The organism is Pigmentiphaga sp. H8, from assembly GCF_003854895.1.
In the GTDB taxonomy this organism is placed as follows: domain Bacteria; phylum Pseudomonadota; class Gammaproteobacteria; order Burkholderiales; family Burkholderiaceae_B; genus Pigmentiphaga.
Genome location: NZ_CP033966.1, coordinates 1916522 through 1934782 on the forward strand (window position 1 = coordinate 1916522; position 18261 = coordinate 1934782).

Annotated in this window: 15 protein-coding genes; 8 read left to right on the forward strand and 7 right to left on the reverse strand. The window is 67.5% G+C overall.

Features of this window, described 5'->3' with window-relative positions:
* Window positions 1-39 precede the first annotated feature (39 nt).
* Window positions 40-1350 carry an HlyD family efflux transporter periplasmic adaptor subunit gene (locus EGT29_RS09090; protein ID WP_124688719.1) on the forward strand — a complete coding sequence of 437 codons (1311 nt, stop codon included), beginning with the start codon at window positions 40-42 and terminating at the stop codon, window positions 1348-1350.
* A 25-nt stretch (window positions 1351-1375) separates the two neighbouring features.
* Window positions 1376-2983, forward strand: a complete 1608-nt coding sequence (locus EGT29_RS09095) for a DHA2 family efflux MFS transporter permease subunit (protein ID WP_124688720.1) — start codon at window positions 1376-1378, stop codon at window positions 2981-2983.
* A gap of 22 nt (window positions 2984-3005) precedes the next feature.
* Here the strand turns inward: EGT29_RS09095 and EGT29_RS09100 are convergent, their stop codons facing one another.
* The gene (locus EGT29_RS09100; protein WP_124688721.1) at window positions 3006-3869 is read right to left on the reverse strand and encodes an N-formylglutamate amidohydrolase; all 864 of its coding nucleotides are present in this window, start codon (window positions 3867-3869) and stop codon (window positions 3006-3008) included.
* Between the two features lie 2 nt (window positions 3870-3871).
* Window positions 3872-4858, reverse strand: a complete 987-nt coding sequence (locus EGT29_RS09105) for a tripartite tricarboxylate transporter substrate binding protein BugE (RefSeq protein WP_124688722.1) — start codon at window positions 4856-4858, stop codon at window positions 3872-3874.
* A gap of 117 nt (window positions 4859-4975) precedes the next feature.
* Between EGT29_RS09105 and EGT29_RS09110 the strand changes: the two genes are divergently transcribed.
* Both EGT29_RS09110 and EGT29_RS09115 read left to right on the forward strand, forming a co-directional pair.
* Window positions 4976-5878, forward strand: coding sequence for a LysR substrate-binding domain-containing protein (locus EGT29_RS09110; RefSeq protein WP_124688723.1), 903 nt, complete (start codon window positions 4976-4978; stop codon window positions 5876-5878).
* Window positions 5879-6742, forward strand: coding sequence for an N-acetylmuramoyl-L-alanine amidase (locus tag EGT29_RS09115; RefSeq protein ID WP_238160336.1), 864 nt, complete (start codon window positions 5879-5881; stop codon window positions 6740-6742).
* Between the two features lie 4 nt (window positions 6743-6746).
* Here EGT29_RS09115 and upp read toward each other — a convergent pair whose 3' ends face one another.
* Window positions 6747-7397: a uracil phosphoribosyltransferase gene (gene upp, locus EGT29_RS09120; protein WP_124688724.1), complete on the reverse strand. Its 651-nt coding sequence runs from the start codon at window positions 7395-7397 to the stop codon at window positions 6747-6749.
* A 116-nt stretch (window positions 7398-7513) separates the two neighbouring features.
* Between upp and EGT29_RS09125 the strand changes: the two genes are divergently transcribed.
* Window positions 7514-8488, forward strand: coding sequence for a quinone oxidoreductase (locus tag EGT29_RS09125; protein WP_124688725.1), 975 nt, complete (start codon window positions 7514-7516; stop codon window positions 8486-8488).
* A gap of 16 nt (window positions 8489-8504) precedes the next feature.
* The gene (gene lpxO / locus EGT29_RS09130) at window positions 8505-9404 is read left to right on the forward strand and encodes a lipid A hydroxylase LpxO (protein WP_124688726.1); all 900 of its coding nucleotides are present in this window, start codon (window positions 8505-8507) and stop codon (window positions 9402-9404) included.
* Between the two features lie 50 nt (window positions 9405-9454).
* Here the strand turns inward: lpxO and EGT29_RS09135 are convergent, their stop codons facing one another.
* Together EGT29_RS09135 and EGT29_RS09140 are read right to left on the reverse strand one after the other, a co-directional pair.
* Window positions 9455-10654, reverse strand: a complete 1200-nt coding sequence (locus EGT29_RS09135; protein WP_124688727.1) for a CynX/NimT family MFS transporter — start codon at window positions 10652-10654, stop codon at window positions 9455-9457.
* Between the two features lie 3 nt (window positions 10655-10657).
* The gene (locus EGT29_RS09140; RefSeq protein ID WP_124688728.1) at window positions 10658-11386 is read right to left on the reverse strand and encodes a GntR family transcriptional regulator; all 729 of its coding nucleotides are present in this window, start codon (window positions 11384-11386) and stop codon (window positions 10658-10660) included.
* Between the two features lie 312 nt (window positions 11387-11698).
* Between EGT29_RS09140 and EGT29_RS09145 the strand changes: the two genes are divergently transcribed.
* Both EGT29_RS09145 and EGT29_RS09150 read left to right on the forward strand, forming a co-directional pair.
* Entirely contained in the window at window positions 11699-13003 is a 1305-nt protein-coding gene (locus EGT29_RS09145; protein WP_124688729.1) for an aromatic ring-hydroxylating dioxygenase subunit alpha, read from the forward strand.
* Window positions 13004-13011: 8 nt separating this feature from the next.
* A complete protein-coding gene (locus EGT29_RS09150; RefSeq protein WP_124688730.1) occupies window positions 13012-14457 on the forward strand; it encodes a glutamine synthetase family protein in 1446 nt (481 codons plus the stop codon).
* A 33-nt stretch (window positions 14458-14490) separates the two neighbouring features.
* Here EGT29_RS09150 and EGT29_RS09155 read toward each other — a convergent pair whose 3' ends face one another.
* The gene (locus EGT29_RS09155; protein WP_124688731.1) at window positions 14491-15504 is read right to left on the reverse strand and encodes a class 1 fructose-bisphosphatase; all 1014 of its coding nucleotides are present in this window, start codon (window positions 15502-15504) and stop codon (window positions 14491-14493) included.
* A complete protein-coding gene (gene pepN, locus EGT29_RS09160; protein WP_124688732.1) occupies window positions 15501-18197 on the reverse strand; it encodes an aminopeptidase N in 2697 nt (898 codons plus the stop codon). The genes EGT29_RS09155 and pepN overlap by 4 nt, the downstream gene beginning before the upstream one ends.
* Window positions 18198-18261: the final 64 nt, after the last annotated feature.

Below are 18261 nucleotides of genomic sequence, written 5' to 3' on the forward strand. Positions count from 1 at the left end.
TGTTCATGCCGCGCGCAGCGCGGCGCAAGGGAAAAAGAGATGGAAACCGCACAACAAGCTTCCAAGAACCCCCGCAAGAAACTGCTGCTGGGCGCCGCCGGCGTCTTCGTCGTGGCCGCCGTCGCCTACGGCGCGTGGTGGGCGCTGGTGGCCCGCCACTACGAAGGCACCGACGACGCCTATGTGCAGGGCAACCTGGTGCAGATCACACCCCAGATCGCCAGCACGGTGGTCGCCATCCAGGCCGATGACACCGACTACGTGAAATCCGGCGATCCGCTGATCCTGCTGGACAAGGCCGACGCGCAGGTCGCGCTCGACCAGGCCCAGGCCGCGCTGGCCCAGACCGTGCGCCAGGTGCGCACCCTGTATGCCAACAACGGCGCGCTGAGCGCCAACATCGCGGTGCGCCAGGCCGACATCGAGCGTGCCAAGGCCGATCTTGCCAAGGCCCAGAACGACGCCAAGCGCCGCCAGGAGCTGGCCTCGTCCGGCGCGGTCAGCGGCGAGGAACTGCTGCACGCCGAAACCGCCGTCAGCAACGCCAAGTCGGCGCTGGCCTCGGCGCAGGCGGCCCTGGTGGCCGCGCGCGAACAGCTTGCCACCAATACCGCGCTTACCGATGGCACCAGCGTCGAGCAGCATCCCAACGTCCTGGGCGCCGCGGCCAAGGTCCGCGAAGCCTACATCAACCTGTCGCGCACCTCGTTGCCCGCGCCCGTGACCGGCTATGTGGCCAAGCGCAGCGCGCAGGTGGGGCAGCGCGTGGCGCCCGGCGCTTCGCTGATGACCATCGTGCCGCTGGACCAGGTATGGGTGGATGCCAACTTCAAGGAAGTGCAGCTGGGCCGCATGCGCATCGGCCAGCCGGTCACGCTGGAGGCGGATGTCTACGGCTCGAAGGTCGAGTACCACGGCAAGATCGCCGGCCTGGGCGCCGGTACCGGCAGTGCCTTCGCGCTGCTGCCGGCCCAGAACGCCACCGGCAACTGGATCAAGGTGGTGCAGCGCGTGCCGGTGCGCATCGCCCTGGATCCCAAGGAGATCGAGGCGCATCCGCTGCGCGTGGGCCTGTCGATGAACGTCTCGGTGGACGTGTCGTCCACCGACGGCCCGGCGCTGGCCGAGGCGGCGCGCACCGCGCCCGCCTATTCGACCACGGTCATGGACCATGCCCGCGAGGACGCCGACGCCCTGGTGGCCGCCACCATCGCCCAGAATCTGGGCGGCCGCGCGGCCGAGGCCAAGCCGGCGGTGGCCAAGACCTCGCCCCTGCACATCTCGACCTCCGTGCGTGCCGACAACGGCGGCGAGATGGCGGTCGCGCGCCACGGCGCGGGCGTGATGTAGGAAGGCGTCGGCCACGGATGCTGCCATGACGACCAACGCTTCCTCCCCGGCCGACGAACCGGCCGCGCAACCCGCGCCCGGCGGCCCGCCGGCGACTCATCCTCCGCTCCAGGGCGGCCAGCGCGTGCTGGGCACGATCGCCTTGTCCGCGGCGGTGTTCATGAACGTGCTCGACACGTCGATCGCCAACGTTTCCCTGCCGGCCATCTCGGGCGACTTGGGGGTCAGCACCAGCCAGGGCACCTGGGTGATCACCTCGTTCGCGGTGGCCAATGCCATCGCGCTGCCGCTGACGGGCTGGCTGACCATGCGTTTCGGACAGGTGCGACTGTTCATCGCCTCGGTGCTGCTGTTCATCGTCGCATCGTGGCTATGCGGCCTGGCGCCCAACCTGGAGTCGCTGATCGCGTTCCGCGTGCTTCAGGGCCTGGTGGCGGGCCCCATGATTCCGCTGTCGCAGACGTTGATGCTGGGCAGCTACCCGCGCGAAAAATCCGGCATGGCGCTCGCGTTCTGGGCCATGACCACGCTGGTGGCGCCCGTGGCCGGTCCCTTGCTGGGCGGATGGATCTCCGACAACTATTCGTGGCCTTGGATCTTCTACATCAACATCCCGGTCGGCCTGGTGGCGGCATGGGTGAGCTGGAGCATCTACCACAAGCGCGAGTCGCCGATCCGCAAGCTGCCCATCGACACCATGGGCCTGGTGCTGCTGGTGGTCTGGATCGCCGCGCTGCAGATCATGCTGGACAAGGGCAAGGAACTTGACTGGTTCGCCAGCGGCACCATCGTGATGCTGGCGGTGGTCGCGGTGGTCGGCTTCGTGTTCTTCGTCATCTGGGAACTGACCGACCGGCACCCCGTCGTGGACCTGCGCCTGTTCGCGGGACGCAACTTCACCGTGGGCGCGCTGACGCTGTCGATCGCCTATGCGGTGTTCTTCGGCAACGTGGTGCTGCTGCCGCTATGGTTGCAGACGCAGATGGGCTATACGGCCACCGACGCCGGCATGGTCACCGCGCCCATCGGGCTGCTGGCCATCGTGTTCACGCCCATCGTCGGCCGCATGCTGGCGCGCACGGATCCCCGCATCCTGGTCACGATCGCCTTCGGCGTGTTCGCCGCCGTCAGCTTCATGCGCTCGAACTTCACGCCGCAGTCCGACATCGTGACCCTGCTCGAACCCACCGTGCTGCAAGGCGCGGGGATGGCCGCCTTCTTCGTGCCGCTGGTATCGCTGACGCTGGCCGGGCTGCCGCCCGACAAGATCGCCAGCGCCTCGGGCCTGTCGAATTTCCTGCGGATCACCGCGGGGGCATTCGGCACTTCCATCTCGACCACGATGTGGGAAGACCGGGCGGCCATGCACCATGCCCACCTGACCGAGCACATCGCTTCCGGCAGCGGGGCCACGTCGCAGGCGCTCTCGAGCATGCAGGGCGCGGGCATGTCGCCGGAGCAGGCGCTGGCCTCGATCAACAACCTGATCAACGGGCAGGCGCTGACCATGTCGGTGGTGGACATCTTCTACGGTTCGGCCATCATCTTCCTGGTCCTGACCGCGATGGTCTGGCTGGCCAAGCCCGGCAAGCGCGGGGCGGGAGCGCCGGTCGATGCGGGCGGCGCACACTGAAGGCGCGCCGCCTTCCCGGCTTTCAGCGCGGCAGGCGATCGCGGACGTAGGCCGCGATCCGGGCCAGCAGGGCGGTCAGGTCGGCCCGTACGCGTTCGAAGTCCGCGTTGCGTTCGCGGCTGGCCTCGTCCATGTAGACAGGCCGGCGGATCTCGATCTGCAGGCTGTGGCGCCGCTGCGCCGGCTGACCCAGGCGGGCGATGAGCTGCACGCCCTTGTAGGGATCGTTGCGGGCAACGGTATAGCCCATGCCGCGCAGCGCCTCTTCGATCAGCGCGACGAACGCCGGCTCGCAGGTCGTGCCATCGCGATCCCCCAGCACGAAGTCGGCCAGCGGATGCGGGCTGCGGATGCCCAGCCGCTCGTAGACGTCGTTGGGCATGGAGTGCAGGTTCAGGTGCCACAGCGCGCCGAATTGGGCGTGGCGTTCCCGCACCGCCCGGTCCAGTGCCTCGTGATAGGGCAGGTAGCAGGTGTCGATGCGGCGGCGGACCTCCCGTGCCGACAGCCTTCGGTCGTAGATGGGCGTGGCCGCGTCCATCCTGGCCCATATCAGCCCCTTGCCGAGCCGGGTCTTCTCGGTGGGCGCCAGCGCCTGCGGCCAGGGTTCGGCCAGCAGCGCCGGATCGAGATCGGCCAGCGTCCGGTTGGGGTCGATGTAGACCCGGGGAAAGGTGGCGGCGATCAGCGTCGCGCCGTGATCGGGCGCGGCCGACCACAGGGCGTCGACATGCGTGTCCTCGCCCTGGCGCAGGCGTGCCAGGGGCAGCGCCGCGCCGAAGTCCTCCGGATAGCATGTGCCGCTGTGAGGCGAGTCGCACACCAGCGGCAGGACGGAGCCGGTCGGATCGCGCCGTACGACCGGCTGCGGGGGAAGCGCGGCCATGCTTATTGCGCCTGGATGTTCGCCGCCTTGGCGACCTTGGCGTAGCGGTCGAGCGCCTGGTCGATCTGCCGCGCGAATTCCTCGGGCGTGGTCGGCACCAGCGTGCCGCCCGCGTCTTCGGCCTTCTTCTGGAAATCGGGAAGCTGCATGGCCTTGCGCACCGCCTGGTTCAGGCGGGCGATGGCCCCGGGAGGCGTGCCGGCGGGCGCGACCAGCCCGAACCAGCCGCCCGTGCCCATTTCGGAAAAGCCAAGTTCGGCATAAGTGGGAACCTCGGGCAGCAGCGGCGAACGCTGGGCGCCCAGCACGGCCAGCGGGCGCAGGCGTCCGGCCTGCAGATGGGGCAGGGTGGACGACAGGTTGTCCGTGATGGCGTCGACCTGGCCGGCCAGCGCGTCGTTCAAGGCCGGCCCGGCGCCGCGGTAGGGTACGTGCAGCAGCTGGATGCCGGACAGCATCATGAAGTTCTCGATGTTGGCATGGCCCAGCGAGCCGACGCCGGGCGAGGCGAACGAGTACTTCCGGGGCTGGGCCTTCGCCAGCGCGATGAATTCGTTCATGTTGCGGGCGGGCACCGACGGATGCACCGCGAATACGCTGGGAATGGCCAGTACGTTGGCGATGGGAGCGAAGTCCTTGCGCGCGTCGTACTTGAGATTGGGGTAGATGGCCGGGTTCGAGCCGTGCGTGCTGACGGTGGCCATGCCGATGGTGTAGCCGTCCGCCGGGGCGCGGGCCACCATTTCCATGCCGAGCGCGCCGCCGGCGCCACCCTTGTTCTCCACCACGACGGGCTGCTTGAGCTCGCGGCCCGCGTATTCGGCGATGAGGCGAGCCACGATGTCGGTCGAGCCGCCGGGGGCGAAGGGCACGATCAGCCGGATGGGGCGCGACGGGTAGGCGTCGGCGGCATGGGCGGCCGCGCCCGGCAGGATCGCACAGGCGGCGGCGAGGAGAAGGTGGCGGGGGCGGACCAGGGATGGGCGCATGGGGAGTCTCCGTAGCGTAGCGGGGTGTTGGGTTGCCACGAAGTGTCAGAAATTTACGATCGTGCGACAAACGACTATATTTCACCGAGGCATTACGTTTGGTAATGCAAGAGCAGTGTGCGCATCCATTCTCCCTCCATGTCGGAACTGCACGCCTTCGTGACGGCGGCGCAACTGGGCAGCTTTACCAAGGCCGCCCAGACGCTGTGCGTGACCCAGGGCGCGATCAGCCGCGCCATCGCCCGGCTGGAGGACCATTTCGGGCAGCCCCTGATGGCCCGCAGCGCGCATGGATTGGCGTTGACCGAGGCGGGCCGGCGCCTGGCCGATGCCGCCGGCCCGCTGCAGGCCATCGAGGCGATCAGCGCGGAACTGCGGGCCGCCGCGCGCCGGCACCAGTTGAGCCTGTCGGTGGTCCCGACGCTTGCCAGCGTCTGGCTGGTGCCGCGCCTGCCGGACTTCCACCGCCGGCATCCACAGGTCGAGCTGAGTTTCTCGGCCTATCGCCGGGACGAGGATTTTTCGGGTGCCATGCCCGATGCCGCCATCCTGAGCGGCGTGCCGGAGCAATGGCCGCAATGGCAGTGCGACTACGTCATCGGTAAGGACATCGTGGTCATCTGCCATCCGGACCGGCTGGCCGCCCGACGGGCCGCGGGGCGCTGGAAACATCCGGCCGAGCTGCTGGACGAGCCGCTGCTGTATCACACCAATGCCAAAGGCAACTGGCCGCACTGGTTCCAGGCGGTGGGCGTCGAGGCGGCGCCCCGCCTGGCCAACGGCTTCGACCAGGTGTCCATACTGGTGCGCGCGGTCATGGCCGACATGGGGCTGGCCGTGCTGCAGCGCTGCCTGGTACGCGACGAGGTCGAGTCGGCCCGGGTGGCCGTGCCTTTCGACGTGCCGGTCGAACTGCCTCGCGGCTACGTGCTTTGCACGCCCGTGCAGCGCCGTGATCATCCGGCCCTGATCGCTTTCCGGGCCTGGTTGCTCGAAACCGCTTCCAAGGAACCCGCCTAGATGACGCGACGTTTCCCGTACTCGCCCCTGGCCATGCTCGGCCTGGCCGGCCTGCTCGCGCTCCAGGGCTGCGCGCCGATGGCGCCCGGCAGGCATGGCCTGGACATAGACACGTCCATTCGCGCGCGCAGCCAGGGCAGCCGGGTGCAATTCATCGTGCTCCACTACACCGTGTCGGAGTCGACGCGGGCACTGGGTACGCTCAGCCGGGGGGAGGTCAGCAGCCACTACCTGGTCACCGACGACGAACCGCCGCGCATCTACCGGCTGGTGGACGAGAGCCGGGCCGCCTGGCATGCCGGCCAGAGCGAGTGGAGCGGCTACACCTGGCTCAATCGCAGTTCGATAGGCATAGAGATCGTGAATCGCGGGCCGGTCGGGACGGCCGCCGACGGGACGCCGGCGTGGCAGCCATACCGGCCGTCGCAGATCCGGGCCGTGCGGGCGCTGGTGCGCGATATCGCCGACCGCCACGGGATCGCGCCGGAAAACATCGTCGGCCACAGCGACATCGCGCCGCTGCGCAAGCAGGACCCCGGTCCGCTGTTTCCCTGGCGCGAGCTGGCCCGCGAAGGCGTGGGCCGATGGTATGACGAATCGGTGGCCCAGGCGCTGGGCGCGCGCTTCGCGTCGCAGGGGTTGCCCGGCATGGAGTGGGCCCGGCGCCAGCTTGCGCGGGTGGGGTACGCGGTGCCGCGCGGCGATGCGCCCCCGCACGACATGCAGGCGGTCGTCGCGGCGTTCCAGATGCACTACCGGCCCGCGCGCTACGACGGCGTGTTCGATGCCGAGACCGCCGGCGTGCTGGCGGCGCTGGTCGCCGCGTCGGGGCCGGCGGGCGCGGACGATGCGTCGGTTTGGTAGCGGCCTAGTTCTTGGTGCCGAAGAGCCGGTCGCCGGCGTCGCCCAGACCCGGCACGATGTAGGCGTTCTCGTCCAGGTAGTCGTCCAGCGACGCCAGGTACATGGGGACGTCGGGATGGTGGTCGCAATAGACCTGCATGCCCTCGGGCGAGGCCACCAGCGCGACGAAGATGATGCTCGAGGCCGGCACGCCGCGCTTCTTCAGCGCTTCCACCGCGTGGGCGGCCGAATAGCCCGTGCCTATCATCGGATCGCACAGGATGAAGGTTCGGCCCTCGAGTTCGGGCAGGCGCACGAGGTATTCCACCGGCCGGTGCTGGTCGTCGCGATACAGGCCGATATGGCCGACCCGGGCCGAGGGCACCAGGTCCAGCAGTCCGTCCGCCATGCCGCTGCCCGCCCGCAGCACCGGCACCACCGCGAGCTTCTTGCCGGCGATGACCGGCGCGTCCATGGCCGTCATGGGCGTTTCGATCGGGCGCTGCGCCAGCGGGAGGTTGCGGGTGACCTCGTAGCCCATCAGTTGCGAGATTTCGCGCAGCAACTGGCGGAACGTCCGCGTCGACGTGTTCTTGTCGCGCATGTGGGTCAGCTTGTGCTGGATCAGCGGATGATCGAGGATGAACAGGTTGGGAAAGCGCGGATCGGTCTTCACATGCGTACCTTGAGGGTGGGCGGACGGCGCCTCGCATCGGGGCGCGGCCGATATTCTCCGCGATTGTATGCGCGATTAGAATGCGGCATGACCATTGCCCATCAAGGAGATTCCAGATGTCCAAGGCGATACGCATCGAGCAGCACGGCGGCCCCGAAGTGCTCAAGCTGGTTGACGTCGACGTGCCCGCTCCCGGCCCCGGCGAAGTCCGGATCCGGCAGCACGCCGTCGGCCTGAATTTCATCGACATCTATTTCCGCACCGGCCTGTATCCCACCCGGCTGCCCGCCGTGCTGGGGTTCGAGGCGGCCGGGGTGGTGGATGCGGTGGGGCCCAAGGTGCGGCACCTGAAGGTGGGCGACCGCGTGGCCTACGGGCAGAGCCCGCTGGGCGCCTATGCGGAAGTGCGCAACATGCCCGCCTTCCAGGTGGTCCGCATTCCGGACGGCGTCGGTTTCGACCAGGCCGCGGCCATCATGCTCAAGGGGCTGACGGTGCAGTACCTGTTCCGCCAGACCTACCGCCTGCAGGGCAACGAGACCATCCTGTTCCATGCCGCGGCCGGCGGCGTCGGCCTGATCGCGTGCCAGTGGGCGAAGGCATTGGGCGTAAAATTGATCGGTACGGTGTCCTCGCCGGAAAAAGCGGCACTGGCCAAGGCCAACGGCGCGTGGCAGGTCATCGACTACAGCCGCGAGAACGTCGCCCAGCGCGTGCTCGAACTGACCAAGGGCAAGAAGGTGCCGGTGGTCTACGACGGCGTGGGCAAGGACACCTGGGAAACGTCGCTCGACTGCCTGCAGCAGCGGGGCCTGATGGTCAGCTTCGGCAACGCGTCCGGCGCGGTCTCGGGGGTCAACCTGGGCGTCCTGGCGCAGAAGGGCTCGCTGTTCGTGACGCGACCCACCGTGGCGCATCACGTGGACACTCTGGAAAAAATGCAGGCCGCGGCGGCCGACCTGTTCGAACTGGTCGTGGCGGGCAAGATCAAGCCGCGCATCGAGCAGCGCTTCAGGCTCGAGGACATCGCCCAGGCCCACGAATCGCTGGCCGCCCGCAAGACCACCGGCTCCACCGTGCTAGAGGTATAGGGGGATAGGACTGAACATGAAATGGATCATCGTCGCGCTGTACCTGGGCGCCATCGGCTACGTGCACTTCCGGGGCAAGGTCCGGCTGCGCTTCTTCAGGCAGTTGTTCGACCATTCCTCGATCGTGGCGCCCGTGAACGCGTTCATGTACCTGTTTTCCCGGGTGCCCGCCGTGCCCTACATCCCGGTGCGGCAGTTGCCGGCGCTGCAGGCGCTGGACGACAACTGGGAGATCATCCGCGACGAGGCGGTACAACTGCGCGACGCGCAGCGCATACGCGCGGCGGAAAAGAACAACGACGCGGGCTTCAATTCCTTCTTCAAGTCGGGCTGGAAACGGTTCTACCTGAAGTGGTACGAGGCTCAGCATCCGTCCGCGCACGAGTACTGCCCCCGCACGGTCGAGATCCTGCGCGGCATTCCCGAGGTCAAGGCGGCCATGTTCGCCGAACTGCCGCCCGGGGCGAAGCTCAATCCCCATCGGGATCCGTTCGCCGGTTCGCTGCGCTACCACTTGGGGCTGGAGACGCCCAACGACGACCGCTGCTTCATCGAGGTGGACGGCGAACGCTACAGCTGGCGCGACGGGCAGAGCGTGGTGTTCGACGAGACCTTCATCCACTGGGCCGAGAACGGGACCGACCACGACCGCATCATCCTGTTCTGCGACGTCGAGCGGCCGCTACGCTATCGCTGGGCGCAGGCCTTCAACAAGTGGATGGGGCGCAAGGTCATGACCGCCGCCAGTTCGCCCAATGAAGACGGCGACAAGACGGGCCTGATCAACAAGCTGTTCTATGTCGTGTGGGTGGCGGGGCAGTATCGCCGCCGGCTCAAGAACTGGAACCGCACGGTCTACCGCCTGACCAAGGCGGCGCTGATCATCGGCGTGGTCGCGCTGATCATCTACATCTAAGGCACGAGGGTTCAGGGAACGGCCATGGCGGCAAGCGCCATGGCCATTTTTCATAGCCCCCGCGAGCGGGCGAAGATGCCCAGGCCCAGGCCGATCGTGGCGCACAGCGCCATCAGCGGCAGGGCATGGGACCAGTCCGGCACCGCGCCGGACAGCGTGACGGCCCAGGTCACCAGCGGGGCGGCCGCGAACTGCCCCAGGTTGGAGCCTTGCAGGAACAGCCCCTGCAAGCTGGCGATCTGGTCCGGGCTCCTGGCCAGGCGCGGCGAGGCCGACAAGGTGGCGGCGGGTAGGGTTCCGCCGATCAGGTTCAGGCTCAGGCAGGCCCCGAAGCGGACGGCGTCCGGCAGCCAGTCCGAGAAAATCGCGCAGGCGGACAGGCCGACGACGACATGGGCCGTCATGATCAGCGAGCTGCCGCGCAGGCCGCGCTGCAGCAGCGAAGCCCCCAGCACCGAGCCGCCGGCGTTGAAGAAGATCACGATGGCGGTCAGCAGGGAAGCGGTGCGCAGCGACAGGCCGCGTTCCTGGATGGCCCAGGTCGGCAGGAAGGTCATGACCGTGAAGAACTGGATGGCGTAGAACGTGAACGACAGCGCCAGCACCCAGGGCACGACCTGGCGCAGCCCGCCCGTCAGCTTGCGCCAGTCCAGCGAGCGTGCCGGCCTGGGGTGGATGTAGCGCGAGCGCCAGAGCCCCACCCACGCCGCGCACACCGCCGTCAGGCCGGCGATCAGGGCCCACAGGAGGCGCCAGTGGCCGTCCTCGAGCAGCAGCGGCGCCGTCAGCAGCGCCAGGCTGATGCCCAGCGGCATGTAGGCCGACCACAGGGCCAGCACCAGGCGGGTCTGGTGCGGCGCGCTGAGCGCCGTCAGCATCGCGGGCACCGACACGACGATGGCGATCTGCCCGGTGCCTTCCAGGATGCGGCTGGCCAGCAGCATGGCGTAGCTGTCGGACACCGCGCCCATCAGGCCCCCCGTCACCAGCGCGCACAGGCCGACCAGGGTGAAGCGCCAGGCACCGACGCGACCGGAAAGAAGCCCCATGCCGGCCGCGCACAGGGTAGCGATGGTGCTGAACAGGGAGACGACCCAGCCCACCTCGCGCAGGCCCAATCCCAGGTCCTGCTGCAGCAGCGGCAGCGCGGGCGGCATCTTGCCCACGCACAGCGCGACCAGGATGCCGCAGGTCACGCCCAGCGCGACGCCAGGCCAGTCGGTATGTTGCGGTCGTCCGTCGGCGGCCATGCGTCAGGCCTTGCCCAGCACGATCTTCATGGCCGGCAGGAGCTGGGCGGCGGTTTCCGGGCGCTCGAGCGCGTATTCCAGGTTCATTTGCGCGACATCCACGTGTTCCTCGGCCAGCGCCTGGGCGCGGGCGCCTTCGCCTTTCTCCATGGCCTGCACCAGCCGGTGGTGCTGGAGGTGGGCATAGACCATCCATTTCTGCCGCTCATCCCCGGTGTTCTGCATCGGCAGCATGGTGCTGGGCGAGGCGAAGGGCAGGCGGTTGTTCATTTCTATGGCGCGCGCCAGCGCGAAGTTGCCGGCGGCGTCGATGACGAGCTTGTGGAAGCGATCGTTCATTTCCCCGTACAGGGCATAGTCGTCGTAAGTCATCTCGGCCTTGTTGACGGCGCGGTCGCCGTCCTGCAGGCAGGCCCGCAGATCCAGCGACAACTGGCGCGAGACGCCGTGTTCGGCCACCAGGCGGGCGGCCATGCCTTCCAGGTGCCCGCGCACCGCGATGGCGTCATGGATCTCGCGCGGGGTGAAGCGCCGCATCATGTAGCCATTGGTGGGCGAGGGCTCGATCAGCCCTTCCTGTTCCAGGGCGGCCAGCGCCAGGCGGATGGGCGTGCGCGAGACGCCCAGTTTCTCGGCCAGCGGAATCTCGGCCAGGCGCTCGCCGGGCGCGAATTCCCCTTTCAGTATCAGGTCCCGCAGTTGCACCAATACGCGCGTCTGTTGCGATTCCAATGTCGCTCTCCTTGGCGAGTGCAGCGCGGGCACGCTCGTGGTGCGGCGCGATTCACTTGGCGCCTCATTGTATCGAATTGAACGGCTGGATCCAGTTTTGTGGAAACCGGCTATTCCTGCCCTATCCGGGCCTTGTGGTTTCAAGGGTTAGGGAAAACGATGTTTTTATTTAAGTGTATGAAATTAAACGATTATTTTTATATTTTTGATTTTTTAGGTCTTCGGGAAGCGCAGGAGGAAGGACACGGGTTTACATCATTGGATCCATAGAATAGTATCTTGCATACATCGCACCACCCCAATGGAGTTCGTATGTCCCCTGAGCAGAATGAACGCATCACCCGTGTGGGGATGGGCACGCCGGCCGGCACCTTGCTGCGCCAGTATTGGCAGCCCGTTGCCCTGGTCGACGAACTGGATGGCGACCGCCCCATCCGTCCGGTCAAGCTGATGGGGCAGCATTTCGTGCTGTTCCGGGACGAGGAGGGCCGCTACGGCCTGCTCGATCGCGACTGTCCGCACCGCGGCGCCGACCTGGCGTTCGGCCGCCTGGAGGATGGCGGATTGCGCTGCCTGTTCCACGGTTGGCTGTTCGACGTCAACGGCGCCTGTCTGGAGACGCCGGCCGAACCGGAAGGCAGCAAGCTGCCCCAGCGCATCAAGCAGAAATCCTATCCCGTGGTCGAGAAGAGCGGCCTCCTGTTCGCCTACATCGGCGAAGGCGAACCCCCGGCATTTCCCCACTTCGACTGCTTCGTCGCTCCGAACGAATACACCTTCGCCTTCAAGGGCTACCTCGACTGCAACTGGCTGCAGGCGCTGGAGGTCGGCATCGATCCCGCCCACGCCTCGTACCTGCACCGCTTCTTCGAGGATGGCGATACCGAGGCCAGCTACGGCAAGCAGTTCCGCGGCGCGTCGGCCGATTCCAACCTGCCCATCACCAAGGTGCTGCGCGAGTACGATCGCCCCGAGATCAAGGTCGATCCCGCCAACTACGGGCTGCGCCTGACCGCGCTGCGCCGGCTGGGCGACGAGCAGACCCATGTGCGCGTGACCAACCTCGTCTTCCCGCAGGCCTTCATCATCCCCATGAGCTCCGAGATGACGATCGCGCAATGGCATGTGCCGATCGATGACGAGAGCTGCTACTGGTACGCCATCTTCACCAGCTTCGGCCAGCCGGTGAACAAGCAGCAGATGCGCGACCAGCGCCTGGCGCTGTACGAACTGCCGGACTACATGCCGCGCGTGGGTCGTTTCAACAACTACGGCTACGATTCGAAAGAGCAGGCGACGCAGACCTATACCGGGATGGGGCACGACATCAACGTGCACGATCAGTGGGCCGTCGAATCGCAGGGCAGGATCCAGGACCGCACCCGCGAGCACCTGGGTTCCACCGACAAGGGCATCGTCGCCTATCGCCGCCTGCTGCTCGAGGCCATCGACCAGGCCGGGCGCGGCGAGAAAGCCTTGATGGTGATCGACGAATCGAAGGCCGGCGAATTCACCGGTCCGCCTTCCATCGACGGCATCGGGCCGGACGATACCTGGAGCGATTACTGGAAGGTCGCGGACGAGAAGCGCCGCAAGAGTTCCGAGTGGGCGGCGTAGGGGGCGACATGTCTTTCGTTGATCGGTTCGGCCTGTGGTCCGAGGCCCAGCAACTGGCCGCGCGCGACGTCATCGCCGCCCTGGAGGGCGGCAAGCTGGACGTCGTGCGCTTTTCCTTCCCCGACCAGCACGGGATCCTGCGCGGCAAGACACTGGTGGCCCAGGAGGCGGTGCGCGCGCTCAGGAGCGGCGTCACCATCACCACCACCATGTACGCCAAGGATACGTCGCACCGGACGGTGTTCCCGGTGTTCACGTCCGGCGGCGGCTTCAGCCGCCCCGAGATGCAGGGTGCCGCCGATGTCCTGATGGTGGCCGACCCCACCACGTTCAAGGTCCTGCCCTGGGCGCCCAATACCGGCTGGCTGTTGTGCGATACGTATTTCCAGAGCGGCGTGCCGGTGCCGTTCGATACTCGCCAGCTGTTCCGCAAGACCCTGGCGAACCTGAACGAGGCGGGATATGGCCTGATGACGGGGCTGGAGGTCGAGTGCCACGTCTTCAAGGTGGCGCAGCACCATATGCGTCCGGAAGACGCGGGCCAGCCCGGCCAGCCTGGCGTGCCCCCGGACGTCGAGTTGATGTCGCATGGCTACCAGTACCTGACCGAGCTGCGCTATGACGCGGTCGATTCGGTCATGGAGCTGGTGCGCAAGACGACACAGCAGCTGGACCTGCCGCTGCGTTCGCTGGAGGTGGAGTTCGGTCCCAGCCAGTTCGAGTTCACCTTCGCGCCGGGCGATGCGCTGAAGACGGCCGACGACATGATCCTGTTCCGCAACGCGGTCAAGCAGGTATGCCGCCGCGAAGGTTTCCACGCCACCTTCATGTGCCGCCCGCGCATTCCGAACGTGGTGTCCAGCGGCTGGCACCTGCATCAATCCCTGCGTCGCCTGGCCGACGGCAGCAATGCCTTCGTGCCCACCGAGGCGGGGCAGGACCTGTCGCCGGTGGGGCGCCACTACCTGGGCGGGCTGCTCGCCCATGCCTGCGGCGCCACCGCGCTGTCGACGCCGACCCTGAATGGCTACAAGCGCTACCGGCCGTATTCGCTCGCGCCCGATCGGGCGATCTGGGGGCGGGACAATCGGGGCGTGATGCTGCGCGTGCTGGGCGGCGTGGGCGATTCCGCGACGCGCATCGAGAACCGGGTGGGCGAACCCGCGGCGAATCCCTATCTGTATTTCGCCTCGCAGGTATTGTCGGGCATGGATGGGATCGCCCGCGGCCTCGATCCCGGGCCGTCGGCTGACGCGCCCTACGAGACCCCGGCCGCCAACTTGCCGCACACGCTGACCGAGGCGCTGGGATGCCTGCGCGAGGATACGGTGCTGAGCGAGGGGCTGGGAGCCGGCTTCGTGGATTACTTCTGCCACATCAAGGAAGCCGAGATCGCCCGCTTCAATCTCGAAGTGAGCGAGTGGGAACAGCGCGAGTATTTCGAACTGTTCTGATCCCCCTGCGCGCGAGGCGCGCAGGGGGCTTTCTCAACCCGCCTCGTGATGATATTTGGTGACGAGGTCGACTTCGTTCTTCGAACCCAGGATCACGCTGACGCGTTCGTGCAGCGCGGCGGGCTCGATGTCCAGGATACGCTGCAGGCCGTTGGTCGATGCGCCGCCGGCCTGTTCCACCAGCATGCTCATGGGGTTGGCTTCGTACATCAGGCGCAGCTTGCCGGGCTTGGTCGGTTCGCGCGCGTCCCACGGATACATGAAGATGCCGCCGCGGTTCAGGATGCGATGCACGTCGGCCACCATGGAGGCGATCCAGCGCATGTTGAAGTCCTTGCCGCGCGGGCCGGTCTTGCCGGCCAGGCATTCCTCGACGTAGCGGCGCACGGGCGGTGCCCAGTGGCGCATGTTGGACATGTTGATCGCGAATTCCTTGGTGTCGGCCGGAATGCGGATGTTCTCCTGGGTCAGCACCCACGAACCGAGTTCGCGGTCCAGGGTGAAGCCGAACACGCCGGTGCCCACGGTCAGGATCAGCATGGTCTGCGGACCGTACAGCGCGTAGCCCGCCACCACCTGCTGCGTGCCGGGCTGCAGGAAGTCCTGTTCGGTGATCTCGCGGCCGCGGGCCTCGGCGGGCGCGCGCAGCACCGAGAAGATCGTGCCGATGGACACGTTCACGTCGATGTTGCTGGAGCCGTCCAGCGGATCGAACAGCAGCAGGTATTCGCCCTTGGGGTAGTGGGTGGGGATGAGGTGGACGGTTTCCATTTCCTCGGAAGCCATGGCCGCCAGCTGGCCGCCCCATTCGTTGGCTTCCAGCAGGATCTCGTTGGACAGCACGTCCAGCTTCTTCTGCACTTCGCCCTGGACGTTCTCGGACTCCAGGCTGCCGAGCACGCCGCCCAGCGCGCCCTTGCCGACCGCGTGGCCGATGGCCTTGCAGGCGCGGGCGACGATTTCGATCAGCAGGCGGACTTCGGCGGGCAGGGCGGCGGATCCGCGCTGCTGCTCGATCAGGAATTGGGTGAGCGTCTTGCGCTTCATGCGGCGATCTCCAGGGCTTTAGAAACGATTTCGGTAACGTTGCGCGACAGGCCGGGGTGGCTGCGCACCTGTTGCAGGGCCTGCCGCATCGGTTCGCTCAGCTCGGGCACGTAGCGGACCCAGCGGTCCAGCGCGCGCGCCAGGCGGGCGGCGATTTCGGGGTTGAGGGCATCCAGCGCCAGGACCTGGCTGGCCCAGTAGCGGTAGCCGCTGCCGTCGGCGCGGTGAAAGCCGTAGGGGTTGTTCAGGCAGAACTGGAAGACCAGCGAGCGGGCGCGGTTGGGATTGCGCAGCGAGAACGCGGGATGGGCCATCAGGCCTTCCACGGTCTGGACCGTGGTGCACCGGGCGGTTGCCTGCAGGGCGAACCATTTGTCCACCACCAGCGGGTCGTGCTGCCAGCGCTCGTAGAAGTCGGCCAGCACTCGCGCGGCGGCGTCGGGCGCGCCGAAGTTGACCAGCGAGGACAGCGCCGACAACCGGTCCGTCATGTTGCGCGCCGTGTCGTACTGGCCCAGCGCCAGTTCCGTCGCGCCGTCCACGCGGCCAGCCATCAGCGTGGCCAGCGCGAGGTTCTTCAGCGCGCGCCTGCCCGCGCTGATGGGATCGGGCGAGTAGTCGTCCGGTGTCTGGTTGGCCTGGACCGCGGCGCGCCAGTCGTCCGCCAGGGCGCGGCCGAGCGCGCTCAGGGTGTCGTCGCGCACGGCGGCCAGCGCCACCGGATCGACCTTGTCCATGTGTTCGGCCAGCGTCTTTTCCGACGGCAGTGTCAGGGCGCGGGCCCGGTAGGCGGCATCCAGTCCCGGCGCGGTCAGCACCGAGCGCCAGGCCTCGATGAAGTCGGGGTGCAGCGCGAAAGGCTTGCCGTCCTGCCGTTCGCGGGTGGCCGCCAGAATGACGCGGGTGGCCAGCTGCTGCCCGGCTTCCCAGCGTGCGAAGGCATTGCCGTCGTGCTGCATCAGCAGCGCCAGTTCGTGGTCGGAGTAGTCGTATTCGACGATGACGGGCGCGGAGAAGTCGCGCAGCAGCGAAGGCACGGGCCGGGCATCGATGTTCTCGAAGGTCCATTGCGCGCGCTCGGTGGTCAGTTCGAGCAGGGCGGTGTCGCGCACCTCGTGGCTGTCGGCCTGTTTCAGCGGCAAGGGTTGGCCCTGCGCGTCGAGCAGGCCGATGGCGAAGGGAATGTGGAAGGGCAGCTTGGCCGGCGCGCCCGGCAGGCGCTCCACGCCCACCGGCTCGCAGCGCTGGGCCAGTGTGACGGTGCAGCGCCGCGCGGCGGCTTCGTGCTCGATCGTCACCCGCACCCGCGGCGTGCCCGCTTGGCTGTACCAGCGCCTGAACACGGACAGGTCGCGTCCGGGATGGTCTTGCGCGTACACCGATTCCATCGCGGCCACGAAGTCGTCGCAGGTCACGGCCTGGCCGTCGTGCCGGCGGAAGTACTCGGCCAGCCCGCGCGTGAATCCCGCCGGCGTCAGCAGCGTCTGCTGCATGCGGATGACTTCCGCGCCTTTCTCGTAGACGGTGGCGGTGTAGAAGTTGCCGATTTCCTGATAGCTTTCGGGCCGGATGGGATGGGCCATCGGGCCGGCGTCCTCGGGGAACTGGGCCGCGCGCAGCGTCACGACGTCGTCGATGCGCTTGACCGTGCGCGCGCTGGCGGCTGCCTCGGCATCCAGCCCCTGCGCCATCATGTCGGCGGTGAATTCCTGGTCACGGAAGACCGTCAGACCTTCCTTCAGGCTGAGTTGGAACCAGTCGCGGCAAGTGACACGGTTGCCGGTCCAGTTGTGGAAGTATTCGTGGCCGATTACCGCCTCGATGGCGCTGAAGTTTGCGTCGGTGGCGCTTTCCGGATCGGCCAGCACGTAGGCGGCGTTGAAGATGTTCAGGCCCTTGTTCTCCATGGCCCCCATGTTGAAGTCGCGCGCCGCCACGATCATGAAGCGGTCCAGGTCCAGTTCGAGCGAGAAGCGCTGTTCGTCCCAGCGCACCGCGCGTTCCAGCGACTCCAGCGCGTACCGGGTCTTGCCCTCGCTGCCGGGGTCGCTGTAGACCTGCAGCAGCACCTCGCGGCCCGATCGGGTGCGCAGGCGGGACTCGCGCCAGGTCAGGGTGCCGGCCACCAGCGCGAACAGGTAGCAGGGCTTGGGGAACGGGTCTTCCCAATGCGCCTCGTGGCGGCCGTCGGCAAGGTCGGCCTGCTTGACCAGGTTGCCGTTGGACAATAGCTGCGGGAAGCGTTTCTTGTCGGCCCGCAGCACCACCGAATACCGCGACATGACGTCGGGCCGGTCGGGGAACCAGGTGATGCGGCGAAAGCCCTCGGCCTCGCATTGCGTGAAGAAGACGCCGTTCGAGACGTAGAGCCCCATCAGCGCGGAATTGGCCTCGGGCCGGCAGCGCGAGACGATCTCGACCTGTGCCTGGGCGCCCAGGCCGTCCAGCGTCAGGGTGTTGCCGTCCTCTTGATAGTGCCCGGTCCAGTCGCGGCCGTCCACCTTGACCGAGACCAGTTCCAGGTCTTCGCCGTTCAGGACCAGCGGGCCTTCGCCGGTGCGCCGCACCTCCAGCAGCGAACGGACCAGGGTGTCCGCGGGGTCGAGGTCGAATTCCAGCCTGACCGTCGTGATGTCATACGGAAACGGAAGGTAATTCTGGCGTCTGATGGTGACGGAGGTATCGGTACGCATGATGGGGGAAACGAGTGACGGCGCAGGGATGGGATTGTAGCGGGGTGGGGCGGGACGCGCCGGC

Excerpts from the sequence above, each read along its gene's own strand:
- EGT29_RS09095 (WP_124688720.1), top strand. The coding sequence starts at position 1,376 with ATGACGACCAACGCTTCCTCCCCGGCCGACGAACCGGCCGCGCAACCC.
- EGT29_RS09135 (WP_124688727.1), bottom strand. The coding sequence starts at position 10,654 with ATGGCCGCCGACGGACGACCGCAACATACCGACTGGCCTGGCGTCGCG.
- lpxO (WP_124688726.1), top strand. The coding sequence starts at position 8,505 with ATGAAATGGATCATCGTCGCGCTGTACCTGGGCGCCATCGGCTACGTG.
- EGT29_RS09100 (WP_124688721.1), bottom strand. The coding sequence starts at position 3,869 with ATGGCCGCGCTTCCCCCGCAGCCGGTCGTACGGCGCGATCCGACCGGC.
- EGT29_RS09150 (WP_124688730.1), top strand. The coding sequence starts at position 13,012 with ATGTCTTTCGTTGATCGGTTCGGCCTGTGGTCCGAGGCCCAGCAACTG.
- EGT29_RS09145 (WP_124688729.1), top strand. The coding sequence starts at position 11,699 with ATGTCCCCTGAGCAGAATGAACGCATCACCCGTGTGGGGATGGGCACG.
- EGT29_RS09090 (WP_124688719.1), top strand. The coding sequence starts at position 40 with ATGGAAACCGCACAACAAGCTTCCAAGAACCCCCGCAAGAAACTGCTG.
- EGT29_RS09125 (WP_124688725.1), top strand. The coding sequence starts at position 7,514 with ATGTCCAAGGCGATACGCATCGAGCAGCACGGCGGCCCCGAAGTGCTC.
- EGT29_RS09115 (WP_238160336.1), top strand. The coding sequence starts at position 5,879 with ATGACGCGACGTTTCCCGTACTCGCCCCTGGCCATGCTCGGCCTGGCC.
- EGT29_RS09155 (WP_124688731.1), bottom strand. The coding sequence starts at position 15,504 with ATGAAGCGCAAGACGCTCACCCAATTCCTGATCGAGCAGCAGCGCGGA.
- pepN (WP_124688732.1), bottom strand. The coding sequence starts at position 18,197 with ATGCGTACCGATACCTCCGTCACCATCAGACGCCAGAATTACCTTCCG.
- EGT29_RS09105 (WP_124688722.1), bottom strand. The coding sequence starts at position 4,858 with ATGCGCCCATCCCTGGTCCGCCCCCGCCACCTTCTCCTCGCCGCCGCC.